Here is a 22,955-nt window from a genome sequence, read left to right as displayed (position 1 = left end):
GCGGACAGGCCCGGGGCCGCGGCTGCCGGCTGCCACTGGTGTGCGGCAGGTCCCCCGTACAGGTGGCTGTGGTGCCCGGTCCTTCCCCACCGCTTTTCAGCACTCCCCGAAGTTCTCATCATGACCGCATGAGCACACCAGCGGGGCGGGACCCGGACAGACGGACACGGACCACCCGGCGCGGCCTGATGGCGGCAGCGGCGCTGGGTCCCCTCGCGGCCGGGGCCGCGGGAGGGACGGCGGCGGCAGCCGCTGCCCCGGGCACCGCCGGGCCGGTGCGGCCCGTCCGGCCGGTCCCCACCACCATGGACGACTGGCGGGAGGTCGCGGAGCAGCTCGGCGGCGCGGGCGGCATGCGGCGCGGCCTGGTCTACGCCGTGTCGTTCCTCCGCGACGACCTGGACGTGAGGACCGAAGGCGTCGTCCTGCAGCCGGAGGTGGTGGGGATGCACAACAGCTTCGTCCGGTACGCCGACGGCCGGACGCTGCTGATGGGCGACCTCGCGGTCACCGAGGACGAACTCCAGGACGTCAGCCGGGCACTGCACGACCACGGCATCGCGCAGACCGCGATCCACAAGCACGTCCTGGCCCAGGAGCCCCCGATGTGGTGGTGTCACGTGCACGCCCACGGGCGCGACCCGGGGGCGCTGGCCCGCGGGCTGCGTGCCGCCGTCGATGCCGCGGGAGCCGCCCCGGGCCGGGCCCGGCCCCGCCCCGCCGGCGGGCCGGATCTGGACACCGCCGGCATCGACGCGGCGCTCGGCGTGCGGGGCCACCCGAACAACGGCATCTATCAGTGCCTGTTCGGACGCCGCGAGTCCATCGTGGACGACGGCATGGTCCTGCCCCCGGGGCTCGGCTCCATGACCGCCCTCAACTTCCAGCCGCTGGGCGGCGGCAGGGCCGCCCTGATCGGTGACTTCGCCATGGTCGCCGGCGAGGTGCCGCGGGTCCTGCGCCGGCTGACCCGTTCCGGCATCGACCTGGTCAGCCTGCACAGCCACAGCCTGGCGGAGGACCCCCGGCTGTTCTTCGTGCACAACTGGGCGGTGGGTGATGCCGTGGCGATCGCCCGCGCGCTGCGTCCCGCCCTCGATCTCACCAACACCGGACCGCTGGACTGAGCCTCCCGGCCCGCGGCGGGCGCGGGGGCGCACGGTCAGGGGGGTCCGGCGCCGCCGCGGTCCCGGCCGTTCCGGCCGTTCCGGCCGCGCCGCCGCCTGCGGACCGCGTACACGGTCTCGTGCCCGGCGGTGATGGCCAGGGCGAGGCCGAGCCCGAGTGCCAGGCCCTTCAGCGGGTCGTCCCGGAAGGCCGCGCCGCCCAGGAAACCAAGCCCCGCCGAGTACAGCGCCCAGGTCACGGCGGCGACGATGTCGAAGCGGGTGAAGGAGCGGCGCGGATAGCCGGTGGCCCCGGTGCTGAGCGTGGCCGCGGTACGGCCGCCCGGGATGTAGCGGGCCACGACGATCACCAGCCCGCCGCGCTCGTCGAGGATCCGGCCGACCCGGCGGTACACCCGCTCGGTGCGGCTTCCCGGACGGACTCTGGTGAAGACCCGGCCGCCGGCCTTCCGGCCGATGGCGTAGGAGATGTGATCCCCGCTCAGCGCGCCCAGCGCGGCCGCGAGCACGATCAGCACCGGATCGGGCCGGCCCTCGGCGGCGGAGAACACCGCCAGCGTGATCACCAGCGTCTCACTCGGCACCACGGGAAAGAACGCGTCGAGGGCCGCGAGGCCGAACAGCGCGAGATAGACCCACGGGCTGCTCACCAGACCCTCGACGGCGCGGAGGATTGCGTCGCTCACCCTGCGAGCCTAGGAATCGGCGGGCGGATACGCGCGCACGCCGCCCGGCGCGGCACCGCGCCGGACGGCGTGCGGCGGCGCCTCCGTCAGGCGCGGCCGGCCGCGGGCTGCCGTTCCCGCGCCGGCGCGGCGGCTGCCGGTGCGTGCCGCAGGGCCTCGCCCTCGACATCGACGTCGGGCAGTACCCGGTCGAGCCGGCGGGGCAGCCACCAGGCGGCCCTGCCCAGCACGGCCAGCACGGCCGGCACGACCGCCATCCGGACCACGAAGGCGTCGAAGAGTACCGCGACGGCCAGGCCGAAGCCGATCATCTTGATCATCGCGTCGGAGGAGCCGATGAAGCCGGCGAAGACACTGATCATGATCAGTGCGGCGGCGGTCACCACCCGGGCGCCGTGGGTGAAGCCGGTCACGATGGCCTGCCGCGGGGTCTCGCCGTGCACATGGGCCTCCCGCATCCGGGTGACCAGGAACACCTCGTAGTCCATGGCCAGGCCGAACACCAGGCCGACCATGAAGATCGGCATCAGGCTCATCACCGGGCCGGTCTGCTCCACGCCGAACACCCCGGCCAGCCAGCCCCACTGGAAGACCGCCACCACCGCGCCCAGCGCGGCCACCACCGACAGCAGGAAGCCCAGCGCGGCCTTGAGCGGCACCAGCACCGAGCGGAAGACCACCGTCAGCAGCAGAAAGGCCAGACCGACCACCAGGGCCAGGTAGGGAACCAGGGCGTCGTCCAGCTTCTGCGAGACGTCGATGGCCATGGCGGTCTGGCCGGTGACCATGACCTCGGCGGCTCCGGCGTCCTCGGCCCCGGCGGTCCCGCCGGGGCCGCCCGCCTCGGCACGGATGGCGTGCACCAGCTCCTCGGTCTCCGGGCTGCTCGGCGCGGCGGCCGGGATGACGGTGATCATCGCCGTGTCACCGGCCTCGTTGAAGGTCGCGGGGGTGACGGCGGCGACATGCTCCAGGCCCTGCAGTGCCGCGACGGTCTCCTCGGCCGCGGCCTGCGGGTCGGTGCTCTCCCGGGCGTCGACCGTCACCACCAGCGGCCCGTTGGTGCCGGCACCGAAACCCTCGGCGATCATGTCGTAGGCCTTGCGCTGGGTGGTGTCGGAGGGCTGGGAGCCGTCGTCGGGCAGACCGAGCTGGAGGTCGGCGGCGGGCAGGGCGATCAGCCCCAGGCCGGCGACGGTGGCCAGCAGCACCGCGGCCGGGCGGCGCAGCACGAAGCGGGCCCAGCGGGTGCCCGCGCCCGGCCTCTCCTCCGGCGCCGCCGTGTCCCCGCCGCGGAGGCGCTGCCTGCGGGGGAGGACCCGCCGCCCGGCGAAGCCCAGCAGCGCGGGGATCAGGGTCAGGGCGACCAGCACGGCGAGCACCACGGCCCCGGAGGCGGCCAGGCCCATCGTGGTCAGGATCGGGATGTTGACCACGGTCAGGCCGGCCAGCGCGATGACCACCGTCAGCCCGGCGAAGACCACGGCGGAGCCCGCGGTGCCGGTGGCACGTCCCACGGCCTCGGCCGGGGTGCGGCCCTCGGCGAGTTCGGCGCGGTAGCGGGAGACGATGAACAGCGCGTAGTCGATGCCGACCGCGAGGCCGATCATGGTGGCCAGGATCGGTGTGGTGCTGTTGAGGTGGAGCACGCCGGTGAGGGCGGTGATGGCGGCGACACTGATGCCGACGCCGAGAACGGCGGTCAGCAGCGGCAGTCCGGCGGCGACCAGCGAGCCGAAGGTCACCACCAGCACCACGGCGGCGATGGCCACGCCGATCACCTCGGTGGTGCCGGTGTGCGGGATGGTCTGGAGCGCGTCGCCGCCGATCTCCACGGTCAGCCCGGCGTCGCGGGCGTGCTGCGCGGCCGTCTCCAGGGCCTCGCGGGAGTCCTCGGTCAGGTCCAGGGCGGTGGTGTCATAGCCGACCTGGGAGTAGGCGATGGTGCCGTCCGGGCTGACCGCCCGGGCCGCGAAGGGGTCGACGGCCTGCACGACCTGGGACCCCCCGGCGAGTTCGGCGACGGTCTCCGTCACGGCGGCCCGGTGGTCCGGGTCGGTGAGCCGTTCGCCGTCCGGCGCCCGGAAGACCACCCGCGCGGTGGCCCCGTCCGGGCTGCTGCCGGGGAAGCGTTCCTCCAGCAGTGCGAAAGCCTTCTGCGCCTCGGTGCCGGGGATGGATATCGCGGAGGAGGCGGCCGAGGAGGCGGAGGCGGCGGCGCCCCCGGCGACCGCCAGCACCGCCACCCACAGCAGGGCGACCAGCCCGCGCCGCCGGAAGGCGAAGCGGCCGAGCCGGTACAGGAACGTGGCCATGTGGATGAGCTCCAGAGGGACGGAGGGGAGGGACAGGAAGGGAAGGGGACCGGGCCGGCGCCCGGCTGCGTCGGTGCACCGGCCGCGGCCGGGCGGCCCGGCCGGGCCGCCCGGCGGGCGGGGTCAGGCGATGCCGAGCACGGGGAAGACGGCGCCGCGCAGGAAGCGCTCCATGTAGGCGGCGTCCGCGTCCCGGTTCTCCAGCAGCCGCCGGGTGCTGAGCGCGCCGATGACCAGGTGCGGCACGAACTCCCGCGCCGGGTTGTCCGGATGCAGCTCGCCGCGTGCCTCGGCCCTGCGGAGCACGGCGTCGAGCGCGTCCAGACCGGGCCGGATGTGCAGCTCGTACATGGCCCGGTACAGCTCGGGGTCCTTGGAGACGGCGTGTGCCAGGCCGCTGAGCAGCGCGGCGTCCTCGGCGGCGTGGGAGAGGAAGGTGTGCACCATCTGCCGCAGGTCTCCGGCCAGGGAGCCGGTGTCGACCTCGGGCGGGCCCTCGGCGAGCCCGCGCAGCGCGGTCGCCACGAGCTTGGGCTTGCTCTCCCACTGGCGGTAGAGGGTCGCCTTGCTGGAGCGGGCGCGGGCCGCGACCGCGTCCATGCTCACTGCCTCGTAGCCCTGCTCGCGCACCAGGCCGATCACGGCGGTGAACAGCTCCCGCTCCCGCTGGGGCGACAGCCGGCTGCGGCGGGCCCGGTCCGGTGCCCGGGCGGTGGCCGGCGGTGGCAGCATGCGGCGCACTCCATAGAAACGAAACGGTTTCGTACGTCGAGGAGCGTAGCTTCCGCCGAGGGGAAACGCAAAAGTATCGAATCGTCTCCGTTTCGGTCGGCTGCCGGCGGCGGGAGAGCCGGGGAAGTCGGGGAAGGCGGGGACCGGCCGGTGCCGTGGTTGTCCGCCGGGCGGAGCGGTGGCAGGGTGCGGGCATGCCGCAGCAGCAGCCGTACCGGGGCCCCGCTCCGGCGGCGCGCGGCATCCGGATCGCCGTCGCCTGCAGCGGTTTCAAAGAGGCGCTGACCGCCGACGAGGTGGCCGCGGCCATCGCCGGGGGAGTCCGGCGGGCCGAACCCGCCGCCGTGGTGGAGACCGTCGCGGTTCCCGACGGCGGCGAGGGCACCGCCGCCGCCCTGGCCCGGGCCACCGGCGGCCGGCTCGTCCCGGTCACCGTCTCCGGTCCGCTGGGCGACCCGGTGACCGCCCGCTTCGCCCTGCTCGGCGGGGACGGACCGCCCACCGCCGTGGTGGAGATGGCGTCGGCCGCCGGACTGCGTCTGGTGCCCCGCGCCCGCCGCGACCCGGGCGCGGCCACCACGCACGGCGTCGGCGAGCTGATCTCCGCCGCCCTGGACACCGGTGCCCGCCGGATCGTGATCGGCTGCGGCGACTCCGGCACCTGCGACGGCGGGGCGGGCGCGCTGCGCGCCCTGGGCGTCCGGCTCCTGGACGCGGACGGCCGCGACCTGCCGCCCGGCGGCGCCGCGCTGTGCCGGCTGCACCGGGCGGACGCCGCCGGCCTGGACCCGCGGCTGGCCCGCACCGAGCTGCTGGCGGCCGTCAATCCGCACTGTGTGCTGTGCGGGCCGCGCGGCACCGCGCGCGTCCACGGGCCGCAGAAGGGAGCCGGACCGGACCGGGTGGCGGCCCTGGCGGCCGGGCTGGAGAACTGGGCCCGGGTGCTCGGCCGCGACCTGCCCCGGACCGGCGCCGCCGCCCGGACCGATCTGCGCCTCGGGCCGGGCACCGGGGCCTCCGGCGGGCTGGGCGCCGGCCTGGCGGCGCTCGGCGCCCGCCTGGTGCCCCGTTTCGACCTGCTGCTGGACCGGATCGACCTGGACGGCCCGCTGGCCCGCGCGGATCTGGTGATCACCGCCGAGGGGGCGCTGGACGAACAGACCTTCCCGGGCAAGACCCCGGCCGAGGTGGCGCGCCGGGCCCGGCGGCTGGGCCGGCCGGTGATCGCGCTGGCCGGGTCGGTCGGTCCCGGCTGGGGACCCGGAGAGCACCGGGCGCGCGAGTCCGGCATCGAGGTCTGCGTGGGCGTGCTGCCCGCCCCGCTGCCCCTGGAGGAGGCGCTGGCCCGGTCCGCCGAGTTCGTGACGGACGCGGCGGCCGCCGTCACCCGGCTGCTGGTGCTGGGCCGGGGGCTCGCGGACCGGGGCCCACGGCCGGTGACCGGGACCGGGACGCGGCCGGAACCGGGGCCGGAGCCGGGGCCGGAACCGGGGCCGGGCGCAGGGCGGGCCGCGGGGCCGCCCCCGCGGGCCCGGAAGCCTCACCGCCGGCGGGAGGCGAAGTAGCGCACCGCCCCGCGCAGCAGCCCGGTGTCGAAGGGCAGCCGGTCGCAGGCCCGGTCCGCGGCCCGGACCTGTTCGGCCATCAGCCGCCGCGCCTCGGCGGCGCCGTGGTCCCGGACCACATTGGACTTGCGCAGGTCCTGGCCGGCCGACTTGCCCAGCACGGCGGCGTCCGAGGTGGCGTCCAGCAGGTCGTCCCGGAGCTGGAAGACGATCCCCGCGGCGTCCGAGAACCCGGACACCGCCTCCACCTCGGTGTCCGGCCGGTCCAGCAGCAGCATCAGCGGCACCAGCGCCGACTCGATCGTGGTGGAGGTCTTCAGCCGGTACATGGTGAGGATGTCGGCGACCGGGACGGGCGGGGCACCGGCCGGGCGGTGAGCCGCGGACAGGTCCAGGTGCTGGCCCCGGCACAGCCGTTCACTGCCCAGCACGGTGCCGGCGTAGGAGATCACCTCGGTGACCCGGCGGGCCGGGAACCTGCCGGACAGCCGGGGGAGCAGGCCGAAGGCGCGGGAGATCAGCGAGACCGCGGCCAGCTGCACGGCGCCCTCGTCGTACACGGTGTGCGCGGCCGGCCGGCCCCGGCGCATGGCGGCGTTGTCCTGGGCGGGCAGGTCGTCGAAGATCAGGCTGGCGGTGTGGAACATCTCGCCCGCGGCCAGCAGGGGCTCCAGGTCCCGGTGGGCCACGCCCAGGCTGTCGGCGAGCATCAGGGTCAGGCCGGCCCGGACCCGCTTGCCCGGGGCGTGCAGGGTGTACGCGATGATCTCCTCCAGCCCGCGGTCCCCGCCGCCGGTGCCGTCCGTGGCGGGCGGGGCCCAGCCGCGGACCACCCGGTCGATGTACGGCAGCCGGTCCGCGAAATACACCCGGACGTCCCGGCCGGTGCGGGGGATGCCGCGGGACACGTCGGCGACCCGCTGCTTGAGCCGCTTGTCGAACGGCAGCACCCGGCGCCGGAGCCGGCGGCTGCGCAGCGCCCCGGCCGCGGTGTCGAAGAAGGCACGGATCTGCGGCGTCGCCTCGTACTCCGCCGCGATGCGGGCGGCGGCACCGGGATCGGCGGCCAGATGGGGGGCCAGCGACTTGGCGCCGAAGTAGCTGAGCGTGTCCGCCACCACCGGGTCGTCCCGGTAGATCTCGGCGGTGACATACGCCTCGTAGGCGAACATGTCGTACAGCGGATTGGCCGCCGATCCGTTCCGCGGCAGGGTGAAGACCGTGGCACGGCCCGCGGCCAGATCCTCGGCGCGGTCCTTGAGGTCGTCGCGCAGCTGGCTGAGGAAGATGGTGTTGACGCAGCGGGCGTAGAACCCGGCCGGCAGTGCGCGGCGGCCCAGGATGTTGGCGATGCAGCGGCTCATCCCGGCCTTGACGAACATGCAGGGGTAGCGCGTGGCCGGGTCCCCGCCGCCGGGCTCCGGGCCCGGGACGGCGGCGTCCAGGTCCTGCGCGAGATACATGGCGGTGGCCGCCCGGTACAGATGGCGATGGGTGGCGAAGGGCCGGTCGGCGAGCAGCGCCCGGTGCAGGTCCGCCAGTTCCTCGGCGAGGGGATGGTCCGGGAGCTCGCCGGGCTCCGGCGGCACGCCCTCGCACAGGCCGTGCAGCAGCATCCGGTGGCATCGCTCGCGCTCCCCGGGCGGCAGCACGCCCGGCGGCGCGTCGTGGAAGGCGTCGTCCACGATGGCGTAGGCCGCGCCCAGCGCATAGCCGCCCAGCACGGTGCGCCGCAGATGCGCGCGCTGCTCCTCGCGGGGACACCCCGCGGTGTCGTAGGCGGCGATGGCCAGCACCCCGGCCAGGGTCCTGGCCACCTTGCCCATGCCGCCCTCCCGCAGCACGCGTTCGGGCAGCCCGGCGCGGAGACGCTCCAGGCGCCCGGCCAGCCAGTCCGCCTCGGGAGCATCGCGCAGTACGGGGAAGGCGCGGTGCAGCGCGGCGAGCAGCCCGGGCGCACCGTGGCTGCGGTAGCTGCGGGCCAGCCGGTCCGGCAGCTCGGACAGCCGGGGCGGGGCGTCGTCCAGCACCCGGCCCACCAGGTCCGGGCCGGGCACCTCGGCCAGGTTGTAGATCCCGAAGTAGGTGATCTCGCGGGCGAGATGGTCCCGGTGGGCGGGGCGGCGGCGACGGTGGTCGGCGGCCAGCCGCCGGGTGTGCACGGTGTAGCGGTCGATGTGCGCGGCGATGCGCGGGGCGTTGCGGTCCCGCCAGACGGCGAAATGGCCCAGGGTCCGGTGCGCGCCCTCCACCAGCCGGCCGAACCGCAGATCGGCCTGCCGGAAGGGGAACGGGCTGGTCATGGTTCCGGTCACGGCGGGCCCCTTCCTTCACCGGTTCCTGCTGTCTGTCGGGACATGCCCGCCCCCGCCCCGATCGAAAGCCTGTCCGGCCGGAGCGGGTGCCCGACGGGTGTGACACCGCTGCTCGCGGCGACCGAGCCGACGGAGACCGCCACCGCGTCGCGGAGCACGAGGGCCCCTGGTCCCGGAAGAGGCGCGAGGGCTGCTGCCACACGTGGGCACCGCGGCGGTACAGCGCCTCGGCGGCGGCGCCACCGGCCCGCACACGACGCCGGAAGCCGGGGCCAGCACCAGCACGGCCCCGGCCGCCGGTGCCTGCTTCAGCCCTCGTCCCGCCCGGTGCCGGGCCGCGGCCGCCGGGCGAGCCGGCCGGCCATGGCCCGCCCGCCCCGATGGCCCGCTCGTCCGGGCCGTCCCCGATGCTCCTGCCGGTTCCCGCACGACCGGTGACGGCGCGGCTGCCGGCCGCCCGGCGGCCGGTCAGCGTTTCCCGACGCCGGACGCGGCGGCCTCCCTGAGGTTCTGCCGGGCGTCGCCGGGCAGCAGGTAGCCGGCCAGGACGTTGCGCGCGTCGGCGCGGTGGACGGCGGAGACGTAGCCGCCGTGCGAGCGGTGGAGCCGGCCGAGCAGGTCCTCGTCGAACGGGACATGGGTGCCGAACAGGACGCAGAAGGTCTCCCCGGAGTTGTCGCCGGTGTTCAGCGCGGTGGGCACCGCCACCTGGGAGAGCCTGATGCCGCCGAGCGCCAGCCCGAGTCCGTCACGGGCCTTGGTGCCGTCCGGGGCGAACTCCAGCGCGGGTGCGGTCGGCGGGCGGACGCCGTAGCGGTCCCACCGCACGAGGTGGTGGTAGGCGGCGGCGATCACATGGTGCAGCGGAGCCCGGCTGAACGGCGGCCGGTCGCACTGGTAGACGGGTGCGGCGCCGAGGTCGCGGGTCAGCACCGGGCGCCGGTAGTCCTGGCCGTGCCATCCGGAGTGCGCGGTGCCGGCGACCTCCCAGCGGCGGTAGCGGTCGTCGTCGGGCCGCCGCACCGGGGTGCGCACGTCGGTCTCCGACAGGACGTGGAACACCGGTTCCTCGCCCTTCCGGGACGGCGCCGGGCCCACGATGTGGGCGAAGGCGTCGAAGACGGGTTCGGTCTGCGGCAGGACGTGGTCGTAGTAGACGGTCATCCGCCCGGCGGACTGCGACGCTCCGACGGCCAGCACCGTCCTGGCCCTGAGCGGGCCCAGCGGGGCGGTGCCCTCGCGGCTGCGCAGGGCGCGGGCGGCCTGCGCGAACACGTCGTAGGACAGCTCGTCGGCCAGGAACCGGCCCTCGCCGGTGACGTCGAGCTCTCCGTAGCGGGCGGGGCTCCAGTCGCGCAGCTGGTTCACGCCGACCCGCTGGGCGGAGACGCCCACCCAGGCGTATCCCTCGCGGATGATCTGCTCGGGGGACCACAGCGCGTCGAGGTCGTGGCCGGCCGTGACGTTCTGCCACTCGGTGAGGACGGTGCCGTTGAAGCGGCCGGGGTCGGCGGGGCGCCGGACGATGATGCGGGTGGTGTACGGCACGTCGGAGGCGACGAGTTCGCCGGTGGGGCCGTAGCCGTCCGCCTCCCCGGACAGGTAGAACTCCTCCTCCACGTATCCGGCGGCGGCCAGATCCGTGACCGTGGACATCCACGGATAGGTGTCCTCGACCCGCGGGGCCGAGGGATCACCGGGCACCGTGCCGGCGACCGGGCCCTGCACGACCGGCAGGCCGTCCGCCGGCGCCGGCCGCGGGGCGGCATCGGCGGTCCCTCCGGTCAGCGCGGCGGCGACCAGAACGGCCGGCAGAATCCGCGACGTTGTGCGCCATGCGGTCATGTGCGTCTGGCTCCTCTCCCCGGACGGACCGTGCGTCCGCCCGTCTGTGAGGAGGATGGCCAGCGGGGCCGCGGAACCCATCGGCCGGATCACCGGCCTCGGAACGGCCGGCGCCCTGCGTCCGCCGGGACCCCGGCGCCGCCGGGCCACCGGGGGCGAAGCGCCCCCGGAGCACACGGGCCCGGCAGTTCCGCACCCGCCCGCTGCGGCGCTGCTCACGCCACCGCGGGCGCCGTTGACAGGGCAAAGCCGGGGCGGATACGTTCCCTTCAGGATCTCGAACGCTGTTCGGTATGTCGAACCGCCTGAGCAGTGCACGGGTACGCAAGGAGCGAGCGCATGACCGAGCAGCCCCGCCGGGACCGGGAGATCTGGTTCCTCACCGGCAGCCAGGACCTCTACGGCGAGGAGACCCTGCGCCAGGTCGCCGAGCAGTCCCGCGATGTGGCGGAGTCCCTCTCCGAGACCCCCGGGATGCCCGCCCGCCTGGTGTGGAAACCGGTGCTCACCGACGCCGAGACGATCCGCCGGCTGTGCCTGGAGGCCGCCACCTCCGACAGCTGCATCGGGGTCATCGTCTGGATGCACACCTTCTCGCCGGCCAAGATGTGGATTGCCGGCCTGAGCGTCCTGGACCGGCCCGTGCTGCACCTGCACACCCAGTACAACCTGTCGCTGCCCTGGCAGAGCATCGACATGGATTTCATGAACCTCAACCAGGCGGCGCACGGGGACCGGGAGACCGCCCACCTCGAAGCCCGCCTCGGCCTGCCGCGGAAGATCGTCGCCGGCCACTTCAGCGACCCCCGCACGCGGCGGCGGATCACCGACTGGGCGCGCGCCGCCGCGGGCCGGCACGCCGCACGCACCCTGCGGCTGGCCCGCTTCGGCGACAACATGCGCGACGTCGCCGTCACCGAGGGAGACAAGGTCGAGGCACAGATCCGCTTCGGCTTCTCCGTCAACACCCATGGCGTCAACGACCTCGTGGAGGTGGTGGACGCCGTCGCCGCGAAGGACGTCGACGAGCTGGTCGAGGCCTACGAGGACCAGTACCGGGTGGTGCACGCGCTGCGGCGCGGCGGCCCGCGGCACGAGTCCCTGCGCTACGCCGCCCGCATCGAGGCCGGCCTGCGCACCTTCCTCGCCGAGGGCGGCTTCACCGCCTTCACCACCAACTTCGAGGACCTCGGCGGTCTGCGTCAGCTGCCGGGCCTGGCCGTGCAGCGGCTGATGGCCGACGGCTACGGCTTCGGCGGCGAGGGCGACTGGAAGACCGCGGCCCTGCTGCGCGTCATGAAGGTCATGGCCGAGGGACTGCCCGGCGGCACCTCCTTCATGGAGGACTACACCTACGACCTGGGCCCGGGCACGCCGAGGATCCTGGGCGCCCACATGCTGGAGGTCTGTCCGTCCATCGCGGCGGCCACCCCGAGCTGCGAGATCCACCCGCTCTCCATCGGCGGCCGGGAGGACCCGGTGCGCCTGGTGTTCGACGCCGCGCCCGGCCCCGGTGTGGTGGTCGGCCTCTCCGACCTCGGGGACCGCTTCCGGCTCACCCTCAACGAGGTGGAACTCGTGCCCCCGGCCCTGCCGCTGGGCAGGCTGCCGGTCGCCCGCGCGGTGTGGGAACCGCGCCCCTCCTTCGCCGAGTCCGCCGAGAGCTGGCTGCTGGCCGGCGCACCGCACCACACCGTGCTCAGCTCCGCCCTGACCACCGAGGTGCTCACCGACTTCGCCGACATGTGCGGGGTGGAACTCCTCGCCATCGGCGCGGACACCACCCCCGGGCAGCTCGCCAAGGAGATCCGCTGGAACCAGGCGTACTACCGCCTCACCCGCAGCCCGTGATCCCCCGCCGCCGCGCCCAGGCCCCGACCGAGCCCAGGAAAGGAACACCCCGCATGACCGCCACCGTCCCGGACGCCCTGCGCCAGGAGGTACTCCAGGCCAACCTGGCCATCCCCGAGGCCGGGCTGGCCACCCTCACGTGGGGCAACGTCAGCGGGGTGGACCGCGAGGCAGGCGTCTTCGTCATCAAGCCCTCCGGCGTCTCCTACGACCGCCTCACCGCCCGGGACCTGGTCACCGTGCGGCTTTCCGACGGGGCCGTGGTCGACGGCGACCTGCGGCCCTCCACCGACACCGAGACCCACCGCTGCCTGTATCTGGCCTTCCCCTCCATAGGCGGCGTCACCCACACCCACTCCACGCACGCCGTCGCCTTCGCCCAGGCCCGCCGGGACATCCCGGTGCTGGGCACCACGCACGCCGACACCTTCAACGGCCCGGTGCCCTGCACCCCGGACCTCACCGCCGAACAGTGCGCCGAGAACTACGAGTACAACACCGGCCGCGCCATCGTGGAGATGCTCCGGGGCGACGACCGTCGCGCCGAGGAGGTTCCCGCGGCGCTGGTCGCCCACCACGGGCCCTTCACCTGGGGGAGCAGTGCCCGGAAGTCCTTCGAGCACGCGGTGATCTGCGAAGCCGTCGCCGAGATGGCCCTGCGCACCATGGAGCTGGCCCCGCCGGCCGCACCGCCGCAGCACCTGCTGGACCGGCACTACACCCGCAAGCACGGCCCCGGCGCCTACTACGGCAATCCCGAGGCCGGTCTCCGGGTCTGAGGTCCAGGGGCCCGGGGGGCCCGGGGGGCCCGGGGGTCCGGGGGGCCGGGTCCGGAAGCCGGACGGCCGGCCGCCCCCGCCAGGCGCGGGGGCGGCCGGCCGTCGGTGTGCCGGGCCGGTGATGTCCGCTCAGGTCTTCAGCGCCGGCTGCCGGACGATGAGGCGCTGGAGAATGATGAAGGCCAGCAGCAGCACCCCGATGACGATCTTGGTCCACCAGGAGCTGAGGGTGCCCTCGAAGGAGATCAGGGTCTGCACGGTGCCGAGCACCAGCACGCCCGCCACCGAGCCCGCCACGTAGCCGACGCCGCCCGACAGCAGGGTGCCGCCGATCACCACGGCGGCGATCACGTCCAGTTCCATGCCCACCGCGTGCAGGCCGTAGCCGGAGAGCATGTAGAGGCTGAACAGCAGACCGCCCAGCGCCGAGCAGAACCCGCTGACCGCGTAGACCCCCACCTTGGTGCGGCTGGTGGCCAGACCCATCAGCCGGGCCGAGGACTCGCTGCCCCCCACCGCGTACACGGTGCGGCCGAAGCGGGTCAGATGCAGCACGTACACGGCGACCGCCACGGCGGCCAGGGCGATGACCACGCTCCAGGTCACCAGGATGTCGCCGGGCAGGGTGAGGGTCGCGGTCGCGAGGTCGCGGAAGGCGGGGTCCTGGATGGACACCGACTCCACGCTGATGAGGAAGCACAGCCCGCGGGCCAGGAACATGCCGGCCAGCGTGACGATGAAGGGCTGCACGTCGAAGTAGTGGATGACCAGGCCCATCAGCAGGCCCAGGGTGCTGCCCGCGGCGAGCACGGTGAGCACCGCCAGCCACGGCGGCCAGCCGGCCTGCAGGGTGGCGGCGGCGATCATGGTCGACAGCGCGGCCACCGCGCCCACGGACAGGTCGATGCCCCCGGTGAGGATCACGAAGGTCATCCCGACGGCGAGCACGATGAGAAACGCGTTGTCGACGAACAGGTTCGCCACCACCTGCCCGGAGGCGAAGCCCTCGTAGCGGAACGAGCCGACCCCGAAGGTGACCACGAAGACCGCGAAGGTGGCGACCACCGGCAGGAAGCGCTGGGGGAGGCGGGAGGGAAGCAGGCGCCCGGGGAGACGCGAGAGGGCCGGAACGCTCATCGGACGCCCACCTCCTGGGGACGCGGAACGGAAACGGAGGGCTTCCTGGGCCCGCGCCGGCCACGCAGCAGGCCGGCGGTGCGCGGCGACTGGAGCAGGCACACGGCGATCACCACGAGGGCCTTGAACACCAGGGTGACGTTGGTCGGGACGCCGATGGTGTAGACGGTGGTGGTCAGGGTCTGGATCACCAGGGCACCGACCAGGGTCCCGGCCAGCGAGTAGCGGCCGCCCGCCAGCGAGGTGCCGCCGATGACCACGGCGAGGATCGCGTCCATCTCGATCCACAGCCCGGCACTGTTGGCGTCCGCGGCATTGACGTTGGAGCTGATCATCAGGCCCGCGACACCCGCGCACAGCGCGGCGAAGACGTAGACCGTCCAGATGATGGTGCGCGAGCGGACCCCGGCCAGCCTGCTGGCCTGCGGGTTGACCCCGACCGCTTCGATCAGCATGCCCAGGGCGGTGCGGCGGGTCAGCAGTGCGACACCGCCCAGCACGGCCAGGCTGATCAGGATCGCCACCGGCAGCACCACGAAGCCCGCGCCGATCTTGCTGTAGAGGGAGTCGTTGATGGTGATGATCTGCCCCTCGGTGAGCAGCATCGCCACACCGCGCCCCGCCGTCATCAGCACCAGGGTGGCGATGATCGGCTGGATGCCCACGACGGTGACCAGGAATCCGTTCCACAGCCCGAGCAGGATGCACACGCCCAGCGCCATCACCATGGCGGTGACGGCGTTGCCGCCGTCGGCGATCCAGGTGCAGGCGATCGCGCCCGCGATGGCGGCGACCGCCCCCACCGAGAGGTCGATGCCGCGGGTGGCGATCACCAGGGTCATGCCGACGGCGATGAGCATCGTCGGCGCCCCGTTGCGCAGGATGTCGATGGTGCTGCCGAACAGATGGCCGTCCTGCAGCCTGATGTCCAGGAAGGACGGTGTGACGATCACATTGAGCACGATCAGCGCGGCCAGCGCGGCCAGCGGCCAGAGAAGGTGTCCCGGCTTCATGAGGCCACCGCCGCCGGATGCCCGGTCTGGCCGCCCTGCGCGGCGATCGCCGCCATGACGTCGTCCACGGAGACGTCGTGGCCGTCGAGTTCCGCCACCATGTGCCGGTCGCGCAGCACCACGACCCGGTCCGACACCCGTACCACTTCCTCCAGTTCGGCGGAGATGAAGACCACCGCCATGCCCTCGGCGGCCAGGTCCGCCACCACCTTCTGAATCTGCGCCTTGGCACCGACGTCGATGCCCCGGGTGGGCTCGTCCAGGATCAGCAGCCGGGGCCGGGTCACCAGCCACCGCGCGAGCAGCACCTTCTGCTGGTTGCCGCCGGAGAGATTGCTGATCACCGCGTCCGGGTCGGCCGGCCGGATGTCGAGCTTCCCGATGTACTCCTCGACCAGGGACTCGGCGGTGCGGCGCGGCACGGGACGGGCCCAGCCCCGCGCGGCCTGCATGGCCAGCACCAGGTTGTCGCGCACACTGAGGTCCGCGATCACGCCCTCGCCCTTGCGGTCCTCCGAGCAGAACGCGACCCCCTGCGAGATCATCGACCGCGGTCCGCGCAGGCGCACGGGCTTCCCGTCCACCGCGAGGGTGCCGCGGTCCGGACGGTCCGCGCCGAACAGCAGCCGGGCCAGTTCGGTGCGGCCCGAGCCGAGCAGCCCGGCCAGCCCCACCACCTCGCCGGCGTGGATCTCCAGATCGAAGGGCGCGATCGCGCCCGTGCGGCCCAGACCGCGGGCCTGGAGCACCGGGTCGGAGCCGGGAGTGCGGCGGTCGGACCGCCGCTGCACCTCGTCCAGCGTTCCGAGTTCGCGGCCGAGCATGGCGGACACCAGGTCCAGGCGGCTCAGTTTCCCGGTCGGGTACTCCCCGACGAGGCGGCCGTTGCGCAGCACGGTCATCCGGTCGGCGATCTCGTACACCTGGTCCAGGAAGTGGGAGACGAACAGGATCGCCACCCCCTCCGCGCGCAGCACCCGGATGATCCGGAAGAGTTCGGCGACCTCGTCCGCGTCCAGGCTGGAGGTCGGTTCGTCCAGGACCAGGACCTGCGCCTGCACGGCGAGCGCCCGCGCGATCGCCACCAGCTGCTGCACCGCGATGGGGTGGCTGCTCAGCTGGGACGCCGGGTCGATGTCCAGGCCGATGCGCCGCAGCAGCCCGGCGGCTGCGGCCCGGGTGGCCCGGCCGTCGATGCCGCCGAAGCGGCGCGGCTCCCGGCCGAGCAGGATGTTCTCCGCCACGGTCAGGTTGGCGCAGAGGTTCACTTCCTGGTAGACGGTGCTGATGCCCGCCTGCTGCGCCTGGGCGGGGCCGGTGAACGCCACCGTCCGGCCGTTCAGCCGGATGGTGCCCGCGCTTGTCCGGTACACACCGGTGAGTGCCTTGATCAACGTGGACTTGCCCGCCCCGTTCTCGCCCATCAGGGCATGCACTTCACCCGGGAAGAGCCGGAAGTCGACCTCCGAGAGCGCCTTGACGCCCGGGAACTCGACGCTGATGCCGCGCATGTCGACCACCGGAGCGCCTTCATGCGCTGAGGAATCGGTCATGACCAGTGCTTTCTTCGTGAGGGATACGGTGGTCCCCGCCACCGCTCCCGGGCCGCGGGGCAGGCCGGAAGGCTGCCCGGGCGGGGGAGACCGCGGTGGCGGGGACCGTCGCGCGGATCAGTACTGGCGCTCCGGGAGCACGGCCTTGGCCTGCTCCTGGGTGAACGTGGTCTCCTCGGTGACCACCCGCTTGGGGACCTCCTCGCCGGCCACGACCTTCTCCGCGAGGTCCATCAGCTGCTCGCCGAGCAGCGGGTTGCACTCGACGATGAAGTTGATCTCGCCGTCGGCCAGGGCCTGCATGCCGTCCTTGACCGCGTCCACGGTGATGATCTTGATGTCCTCGCCCGGCTTCTTGCCGGCCGCCTTGATGGCCTCGATGGCGCCCAGCCCCATGTCGTCGTTGTGCGCGTACACCACGTCGATGTCCGGGGTGGACTTCAGGAAGGCCTCCATGACCTGCTTGCCGCCCGCGCGGGTGAAGTCGCCGCTCTGGGTGGCCACGATCTTGATGTCGGGCCGCTCGGCGATGATCTCCTCGAAGCCCTCCTTGCGGTCGATGGCGGGCGCGGCGCCCGTGGTGCCCTGGAGCTCGACCACATTGACCGGGCCCTCGGTGTTGTCCACCAGCCACTGGCCGGCCTTGCGGCCCTCCTCGACGAAGTCCGAGCCGAGGAAGGACTCGTAGAGCGAGGTGTCGTCGGAGTCGATCGCGCGGTCGGTGAGGATGACCGGGATGCCGGCCCGCTTGGCCTCCAGCAGCACCGCGTCCCAGCCGGTCTCCACGACCGGGCTGAAGGCGATGACGTCCACCTTCTGCTGGATGAACGAGCGGATGGCCTTGATCTGGTTCTCCTGCTTCTGCTGGGCATCGGAGAACTGCAGTTCGATGCCGGCGGCTTCGGCGGCCTCCTGGATGGACTTGGTGTTCGCCGTGCGCCACCCGCTCTCCGCGCCCACCTGTGAGAAGCCCATGGTGATCGTGCCGTCGTCCTTGCCCCCGGGGGAGCCGGAATCCGAATCGCTGCCGCCGCAGGCGGCCAGCGTTGCCAGCAGCAGGACCGCGCCGGCGGCCTTGGTGATCTTCTTAAGCACTGCTCATCCTCCGTGGTCAACAACCGTCCGCGCCCGCAGCGGCGGGCTTGGTGACCGGGGTCACTAGGCGTCAAGAGTGAGCGCTCACAATAGGGCCGTCAACCCCTGGGAAGCAGATTTTCGCGTCGTTGCCACGTCTGCGGAGCTCGGTTATGTTAGCGCTCACCTTTCGTTCTGCCCCGAGGGTCAGGGCCTTCGCACCGCCACCGGACGCCGTCGTGGGGTGCGTAGACTCCCGGTTGGCCGCGCGGTGCGCCGGACCGGCCGGCAGCGTCCCGCGGTTACCGTTAACAACCGGCGGTGCGGAACAGAACACCGGAAATCTCAGGGAGTACGGGTGGAAGACTCAGAGGGCGGCCAGTCGACACGCGCACCGGCCATGACCGATGTCGCCCGGCTCGCGGGCGTTTCCCACCAGACGGTGTCCCGCGTGCTCAACGGCCACCCCAACGTGCGCGAGCAGACCCGGCTTCGGGTGCGGGCCGCCATAGAGGAGCTGGGCTACCGGCCCAACCGGGCGGCCCGCACCCTGGTCACCGGGCGGTCCCAGCTGCTCGGGGTGGTGGCGCCGAACTCGACCCTGTTCGGTCCCGCCTCCCTGCTGGCCGCCTTCGAACTCGCCGCGGGGGCGGCGGGGTTCTCGGTGAGCGTGCGGCGGGTCAGGGTGCTGGACCGGCCGTCCATCGCCGCCGCCGTGGAGCACCACCGCGATCAGCGGGTCGCCGGCATCGTGGTCATCGCCCCGACCGCCTCGGCGAACGAGGCGCTGGCCGAGGTGCCCGCCGCCGTTCCCGTGGTGACCGTGGACGGCGACCCGGAACGCGCCGCCGCCCTGGTCACCGTGGACCAGGAGGCGGGGGCCCGGGCCGCCACCCGCCACCTGCTGGACGCGGGCCACCGGACGGTCTGGCATGTCTCCGGCCCGCCCGACTGGTTCGACGCCGCCGGCCGGGTGCGGGGCTGGCAGCGGGCGCTGGAGGAGGCCGGCGCGGAGGTCCCGCCGGTCACCCCGGCCGACTGGAGCGCGTCATCCGGCTACCACGCGGGGCAGATGCTGGCCCGCATGCCCGAGGTCACCGCGGTGTTCGCGGCCAACGACCATCTGGCGCTGGGCATTCTGCGGGCGATGAACGAGCGCGGCCGGCCGGTGCCCGGCGAGGTGAGCGTGATCGGCTTCGACGACGTGCCGGAGGCCGCCTACTTCATCCCGCCGCTGACCACCGTGCGCCCGGACTTCGACGCGGTGGCCACCGAGACCCTGAATCTGCTGCTGAAGCGGATCGCCGCCGGGGAGCCGGGCCCGGCCCGGCGGATCCTCACCCCCACGCTGGTGGAGCGGGGCAGCGTGGCGGCCCCGCCGCGCTGACCGGAGACCCGGCCGCCGGGCCCGCCGGTGCCCGGCGGGCCCGGCGGCCCGGGACCGCCCGGACTCTTGACGGAGAACGCCGACCACAAGATTGTTAGCGATAACAATCAGCGGGCGAACAAAGCCCCCGACATTTCCGAAGGTGACTTCATGGCCGACGAATCCGAGCCGCTCGTGGTGGGTGTCGACTTCGGCACCCTCTCCGGCCGCGCGGTGGTGGTCCGGGTGCGCGACGGAGCCGAGCTCGGCACCGCCGTGCACGAGTACCGGCACGGGGTGCTGGACCGCGTCCTGCCCGCCACCGGCAGGCCGCTCCCCCCGGACTGGGCGCTCCAGGTGCCCGAGGACTACCTCGACGTGCTGCGCACCGCCGTCCCTGCCGCGATGGCCGACGCCGGGGCCGACCCGGCGCAGGTGATCGGCCTCGGCACCGACTTCACCGCCTGCACCATGGTGCCGACCACGGCGGACGGCACCCCGCTGTGCGACCTGCCCCGATTCGCCGGGGAGCCGCACGCCTACGTCAAACTCTGGCGGCACCACGCCGCCCAGCCCCAGGCGGACCGGATCAACGAGCTGGCCCGGCAGCGCGGCGAGAAGTGGCTGCCCCGCTACGGCGGCCTGATCTCCTCCGAATGGGAGTTCGCCAAGGGCCTGCAGGTGCTGGAGGAGGCCCCCGAGGTCTATGCCGCGATGGACCGCTGGGTGGAGGCCGCGGACTGGATCGTCTGGCGGCTCACCGGCCGCTACGTCCGCAACGCCTGCACCGCCGGCTACAAGGGCATCCGCCAGGACGGCGGCTACCCCTCGCCGGACTTCCTGGCCGGCCTCAACCCCGGCTTCGCCGGCTTCGTGACCGACAAGCTGGACCAGCCCGTCGGCAGCCTCGGCGACCGGGCCGGCGGGCTCACCGCCGAGGCCGCGGCCTGGACCGGGCTGCCCGAGGGCATCGCGGTCGCGGTCGGCAATGTGGACGCCCATGTCACCGCGCCCGCCGCGGGCGCCGTCGAACCCGGGCAGATGGTGGCCATCATGGGCACCTCCACCTGCCACGTGATGAGCGGCGACGTGCTGCGCGAGGTGCCCGGCATGTGCGGGGTGGTGGACGGCGGCATCGTCCCCGGCCTGTGGGGCTACGAGGCGGGCCAGAGCGGCGTCGGCGACATCTTCGCCTGGTACGTCGCCAACCAGGTGCCGCCCGCCTACCACGAGCAGGCCCGGGAACGCGGCATCAGCGTCCACGAGCTGCTGACCGAGCTGGCCGCCGGGCAGCGGGTCGGCGAGCACGGGCTGATCGCGCTGGACTGGCACAGCGGGAACCGGTCGGTGCTGGTGGACCACGAACTGTCCGGCGTGGTGCTCGGCCAGACCCTGTCCACCCGCGCCGAGGACGTCTACCGGGCGCTGCTGGAGGCCACCGCGTTCGGCACCCGGGTCATCGTCGACTCCTTCGCCGAGGCCGGCGTGCCGGTGACCGAACTCATCGTCGCGGGCGGACTGCTGCGCAACCCGGTGCTGATGCAGATCTACGCGGACGTCCTGGACATGCCGCTGTCGGTCATCGGCTCCGCCCAGGGACCGGCCCTCGGCTCCGCGCTGCACGCGGCGGTCGCGGCCGGCGCCCACCCCGGCATCCGTGCCGCCGCCGCGGCCATGGGCTCGGTCGAGCGCGCGGTCTACCGGCCCGATCCGGAGGCCGCCGCGGCCTACCGGCTGCTGTTCGCCGAATACCTGAAGCTGCACGACCACTTCGGCCGCGGCGGCAACGACGTCATGCGCCGGCTGCGCGCGATCCGCCGCGCCGCCGCCGGCGGGGGAGCGGAGTAGCCGGGCGGACACGGCACGCGCCGCACCCGCCACCACGCCGGCCGTCCACGGCCCGTCAGCGGGCCCGCACACCGGCCCGGCACACCGGACCGCCGCCCCCGCCGCGGCGGACCGGCCCACGAGCGCCACCCACACGTCTACGGGCCACCGGCCCACGAGGGGATCACCGATGACTTCCGCCGCCACGCCCCAGGTCTGGTTCCTGACCGGCAGCCAGCACCTCTACGGCGCCAAGACCCTGGAACAGGTCGCCGATCAGTCCCGGCAGATCCAGCACATGCTGGCCGGGTCGGGCCGGATAGGCGCCGAGATCGTGTGGCAGCCGGTGCTGACGGACTCCGCCGGCATCCGGCAGACCCTGGAGGCGGCCAACGCCGACCCCGCCTGCGTCGGGGTGATCGCGTGGATGCACACCTTCTCCCCGGCCAAGATGTGGATCTCCGGCCTGGACGTGCTGCGCAAGCCGCTGCTGCACCTGCACACCCAGCTCAACCGGGCGCTGCCGTGGTCCACCATCGACATGGACTTCATGAACCTCAACCAGGCCGCCCACGGCGACCGGGAGTTCGGGTACATCCAGACCCGCATGGGGGTGCATCGCAAGACCGTCGTCGGGCACGTGTCGGACCCGCAGGTGGCCGGGCGCATCGCCGACTGGACCGCCGCCGCGCTCGGCCACCGGAAGCTGCGCACGCTGCGCCTGGCCCGCTTCGGCGACAACATGCGCGACGTGGCGGTCACCGAGGGCGACAAGGTCGAGGCCGAACTCCGTTTCGGGGTGAGCGTCAACACCTACGGGGTCACCGAACTGGCCGACCTGGTGGACGCGGTGGCCGAGAGCGACGTCGACCCCCTGGTCGAGGAGTACGCCGACCGCTACCGGCTGGCGCCCGAGCTCGCCCCCGGCGGCGAACGCCACGCCTCGCTGCGCTACGCGGCCCGGATCGAGGCGGCGCTGCGCCAGTTCCTCACCGCCGGCGGCTTCGGGGCCTTCACCACCAACTTCGAGGACCTCGGCGGACTGCGTCAGCTGCCGGGCCTGGCCGTGCAGCGGCTGATGGCCGACGGCTACGGCTTCGGCGGCGAGGGCGACTGGAAGACCGCGGCCCTGCTCGCCGCCGTCAAGGCGATGGGCCCGCAGGCGTCCTTCATGGAGGACTACACCTACCACTTCGGCCCCGGCGAGCCGAAGGTGCTCGGCGCGCACATGCTGGAGGTCTGCCCGTCCCTCGCCGGCGGCCGGCCCTCCTGCGAGATCCACCCGCTGTCCATCGGCGGCCGGGAGGACCCGGTGCGGCTGGTCTTCGACGCCGCGCCCGGCCCCGCCTCCGTCATCGGCCTGGCGGACCTCGGCGACCGCTTCCGCCTGGTGGCCAACGAGATCGATGTGGTCGCCCCCGACGAGCCGCTGCCGGGCCTGCCGGTCGCCCGGGCGGTCTGGCAGCCCCGCCCCTCCCTGTCCACCTCGGCCGAGTGCTGGCTGATCGCGGGCGGCCCCCACCACACGGTCCTCACCCGGGCCGGGTCGGCCGTGCTGCGCGACTTCGCCCGCATGGCCGACACCGAGCTGGTGCTGATCGACGGCCGGACGACACCGGACGACTTCGCCGACCGGCTGTCCTGGAACCAGGCCTACCGGCGTCTCGCCCAGGGCCTGGCCTGACCGGAGCGGCGGCCCGGCGACCCGGCGGCCGCGCAGGGCGGGCCGCCGGGCAGGGGCCCGCCCCGCACGGACGGGGCGGGGCGGGC

Annotated in this window: 16 protein-coding genes; 7 read left to right on the top strand and 9 right to left on the bottom strand. The window is 73.9% G+C overall.

Going from position 1 to position 22,955, the window contains the following annotated elements:
- The first annotated feature begins 128 nt into the window (after positions 1-128).
- A complete protein-coding gene (locus GQS09_RS07835) occupies positions 129-1,127 on the top strand; it encodes an LppY/LpqO family protein (RefSeq protein ID WP_243761207.1) in 999 nt (332 codons plus the stop codon).
- Between the two features lie 35 nt (positions 1,128-1,162).
- Here GQS09_RS07835 and GQS09_RS07830 read toward each other — a convergent pair whose 3' ends face one another.
- The 3 genes from GQS09_RS07830 to GQS09_RS07820 all read right to left on the bottom strand — a co-directional run bounded on the left by GQS09_RS07830 (position 1,163) and on the right by GQS09_RS07820 (position 4,860).
- Positions 1,163-1,813 (bottom strand): DedA family protein, encoded by a 651-nt coding sequence (locus GQS09_RS07830; protein ID WP_165985264.1) that lies wholly within the window; start codon positions 1,811-1,813, stop codon positions 1,163-1,165.
- Between the two features lie 86 nt (positions 1,814-1,899).
- Positions 1,900-4,128: an MMPL family transporter gene (locus GQS09_RS07825; RefSeq protein ID WP_165985263.1), complete on the bottom strand. Its 2,229-nt coding sequence runs from the start codon at positions 4,126-4,128 to the stop codon at positions 1,900-1,902.
- A gap of 123 nt (positions 4,129-4,251) precedes the next feature.
- The gene (locus GQS09_RS07820; RefSeq protein WP_165985262.1) at positions 4,252-4,860 is read right to left on the bottom strand and encodes a TetR/AcrR family transcriptional regulator; all 609 of its coding nucleotides are present in this window, start codon (positions 4,858-4,860) and stop codon (positions 4,252-4,254) included.
- 194 nt (positions 4,861-5,054) lie between these two features.
- On the opposite strand from GQS09_RS07820, the gene GQS09_RS07815 reads away from it, so the two are divergent.
- Positions 5,055-6,425, top strand: a complete 1,371-nt coding sequence (locus GQS09_RS07815; protein WP_165985261.1) for a glycerate kinase — start codon at positions 5,055-5,057, stop codon at positions 6,423-6,425.
- Here the strand turns inward: GQS09_RS07815 and GQS09_RS30620 are convergent.
- Together GQS09_RS30620 and GQS09_RS07805 are read right to left on the bottom strand one after the other, a co-directional pair.
- Entirely contained in the window at positions 6,401-8,740 is a 2,340-nt protein-coding gene (locus GQS09_RS30620) for a polyprenyl synthetase family protein (RefSeq protein ID WP_165985260.1), read from the bottom strand. The two genes, GQS09_RS07815 and GQS09_RS30620, sit on opposite strands and share 25 nt — an antisense overlap.
- 468 nt (positions 8,741-9,208) lie before the next feature.
- Entirely contained in the window at positions 9,209-10,585 is a 1,377-nt protein-coding gene (locus tag GQS09_RS07805; RefSeq protein ID WP_207957565.1) for an alpha/beta hydrolase domain-containing protein, read from the bottom strand.
- Positions 10,586-10,924: 339 nt separating this feature from the next.
- Between GQS09_RS07805 and araA (GQS09_RS07800) the strand changes: the two genes are divergently transcribed.
- Complete coding sequence (araA, locus tag GQS09_RS07800; protein WP_165985259.1) at positions 10,925-12,436, top strand: L-arabinose isomerase; 1,512 nt, start codon at positions 10,925-10,927, stop codon at positions 12,434-12,436.
- Positions 12,437-12,489: 53 nt separating this feature from the next.
- Positions 12,490-13,215 (top strand): L-ribulose-5-phosphate 4-epimerase AraD, encoded by a 726-nt coding sequence (araD, locus tag GQS09_RS07795; RefSeq protein ID WP_165985258.1) that lies wholly within the window; start codon positions 12,490-12,492, stop codon positions 13,213-13,215.
- Positions 13,216-13,344: 129 nt separating this feature from the next.
- Here araD and yjfF read toward each other — a convergent pair whose 3' ends face one another.
- The 4 genes from yjfF to GQS09_RS07775 form a co-directional block, all read right to left on the bottom strand.
- The gene (yjfF, locus tag GQS09_RS07790) at positions 13,345-14,352 is read right to left on the bottom strand and encodes a galactofuranose ABC transporter, permease protein YjfF (RefSeq protein ID WP_165985257.1); all 1,008 of its coding nucleotides are present in this window, start codon (positions 14,350-14,352) and stop codon (positions 13,345-13,347) included.
- Entirely contained in the window at positions 14,349-15,365 is a 1,017-nt protein-coding gene (locus tag GQS09_RS07785) for an ABC transporter permease (protein ID WP_165985256.1), read from the bottom strand. Before GQS09_RS07785 ends, yjfF begins: the two co-directional genes overlap by 4 nt.
- Positions 15,362-16,918 carry a sugar ABC transporter ATP-binding protein gene (locus tag GQS09_RS07780; RefSeq protein WP_165985255.1) on the bottom strand — a complete coding sequence of 519 codons (1,557 nt, stop codon included), beginning with the start codon at positions 16,916-16,918 and terminating at the stop codon, positions 15,362-15,364. The genes GQS09_RS07785 and GQS09_RS07780 overlap by 4 nt, the downstream gene beginning before the upstream one ends.
- A 117-nt stretch (positions 16,919-17,035) precedes the next feature.
- Complete coding sequence (locus GQS09_RS07775) at positions 17,036-18,013, bottom strand: ABC transporter substrate-binding protein (protein WP_165985254.1); 978 nt, start codon at positions 18,011-18,013, stop codon at positions 17,036-17,038.
- 379 nt (positions 18,014-18,392) lie between these two features.
- Between GQS09_RS07775 and GQS09_RS07770 the strand changes: the two genes are divergently transcribed.
- The 3 genes from GQS09_RS07770 (at position 18,393) to araA (GQS09_RS07760) (ending at position 22,869) form a co-directional block, all read left to right on the top strand.
- Positions 18,393-19,379: a LacI family DNA-binding transcriptional regulator gene (locus GQS09_RS07770; RefSeq protein ID WP_165985287.1), complete on the top strand. Its 987-nt coding sequence runs from the start codon at positions 18,393-18,395 to the stop codon at positions 19,377-19,379.
- Positions 19,380-19,529: 150 nt separating this feature from the next.
- Positions 19,530-21,206: a ribulokinase gene (gene araB, locus GQS09_RS07765; RefSeq protein ID WP_165985253.1), complete on the top strand. Its 1,677-nt coding sequence runs from the start codon at positions 19,530-19,532 to the stop codon at positions 21,204-21,206.
- A gap of 169 nt (positions 21,207-21,375) precedes the next feature.
- Positions 21,376-22,869: an L-arabinose isomerase gene (gene araA / locus GQS09_RS07760; protein WP_165985252.1), complete on the top strand. Its 1,494-nt coding sequence runs from the start codon at positions 21,376-21,378 to the stop codon at positions 22,867-22,869.
- Positions 22,870-22,955: the final 86 nt, after the last annotated feature.

Source organism: Streptomyces sp. YIM 98790 (genome assembly GCF_011421595.1).
Lineage (GTDB): Bacteria > Actinomycetota > Actinomycetes > Streptomycetales > Streptomycetaceae > Streptomyces.
Note: the sequence above shows the minus strand (reverse complement) of the source record. Positions and strands in the feature narration are given on the sequence as shown.

Bases quoted from the DNA above. Each gene is read 5' to 3' on its own strand.
- GQS09_RS07835 (WP_243761207.1), top strand. From the start codon at position 129: ATGAGCACACCAGCGGGGCGGGACCCGGACAGACGGACACGGACCACC.
- GQS09_RS07825 (WP_165985263.1), bottom strand. From the start codon at position 4,128: ATGGCCACGTTCCTGTACCGGCTCGGCCGCTTCGCCTTCCGGCGGCGC.
- GQS09_RS07820 (WP_165985262.1), bottom strand. From the start codon at position 4,860: ATGCTGCCACCGCCGGCCACCGCCCGGGCACCGGACCGGGCCCGCCGC.
- GQS09_RS07815 (WP_165985261.1), top strand. From the start codon at position 5,055: ATGCCGCAGCAGCAGCCGTACCGGGGCCCCGCTCCGGCGGCGCGCGGC.
- GQS09_RS07805 (WP_207957565.1), bottom strand. From the start codon at position 10,585: ATGACCGCATGGCGCACAACGTCGCGGATTCTGCCGGCCGTTCTGGTC.
- araA (WP_165985259.1), top strand. From the start codon at position 10,925: ATGACCGAGCAGCCCCGCCGGGACCGGGAGATCTGGTTCCTCACCGGC.
- araD (WP_165985258.1), top strand. From the start codon at position 12,490: ATGACCGCCACCGTCCCGGACGCCCTGCGCCAGGAGGTACTCCAGGCC.
- yjfF (WP_165985257.1), bottom strand. From the start codon at position 14,352: ATGAGCGTTCCGGCCCTCTCGCGTCTCCCCGGGCGCCTGCTTCCCTCC.
- GQS09_RS07785 (WP_165985256.1), bottom strand. From the start codon at position 15,365: ATGAAGCCGGGACACCTTCTCTGGCCGCTGGCCGCGCTGGCCGCGCTG.
- GQS09_RS07780 (WP_165985255.1), bottom strand. From the start codon at position 16,918: ATGACCGATTCCTCAGCGCATGAAGGCGCTCCGGTGGTCGACATGCGC.
- GQS09_RS07770 (WP_165985287.1), top strand. From the start codon at position 18,393: ATGACCGATGTCGCCCGGCTCGCGGGCGTTTCCCACCAGACGGTGTCC.
- araB (WP_165985253.1), top strand. From the start codon at position 19,530: ATGGCCGACGAATCCGAGCCGCTCGTGGTGGGTGTCGACTTCGGCACC.
- araA (WP_165985252.1), top strand. From the start codon at position 21,376: ATGACTTCCGCCGCCACGCCCCAGGTCTGGTTCCTGACCGGCAGCCAG.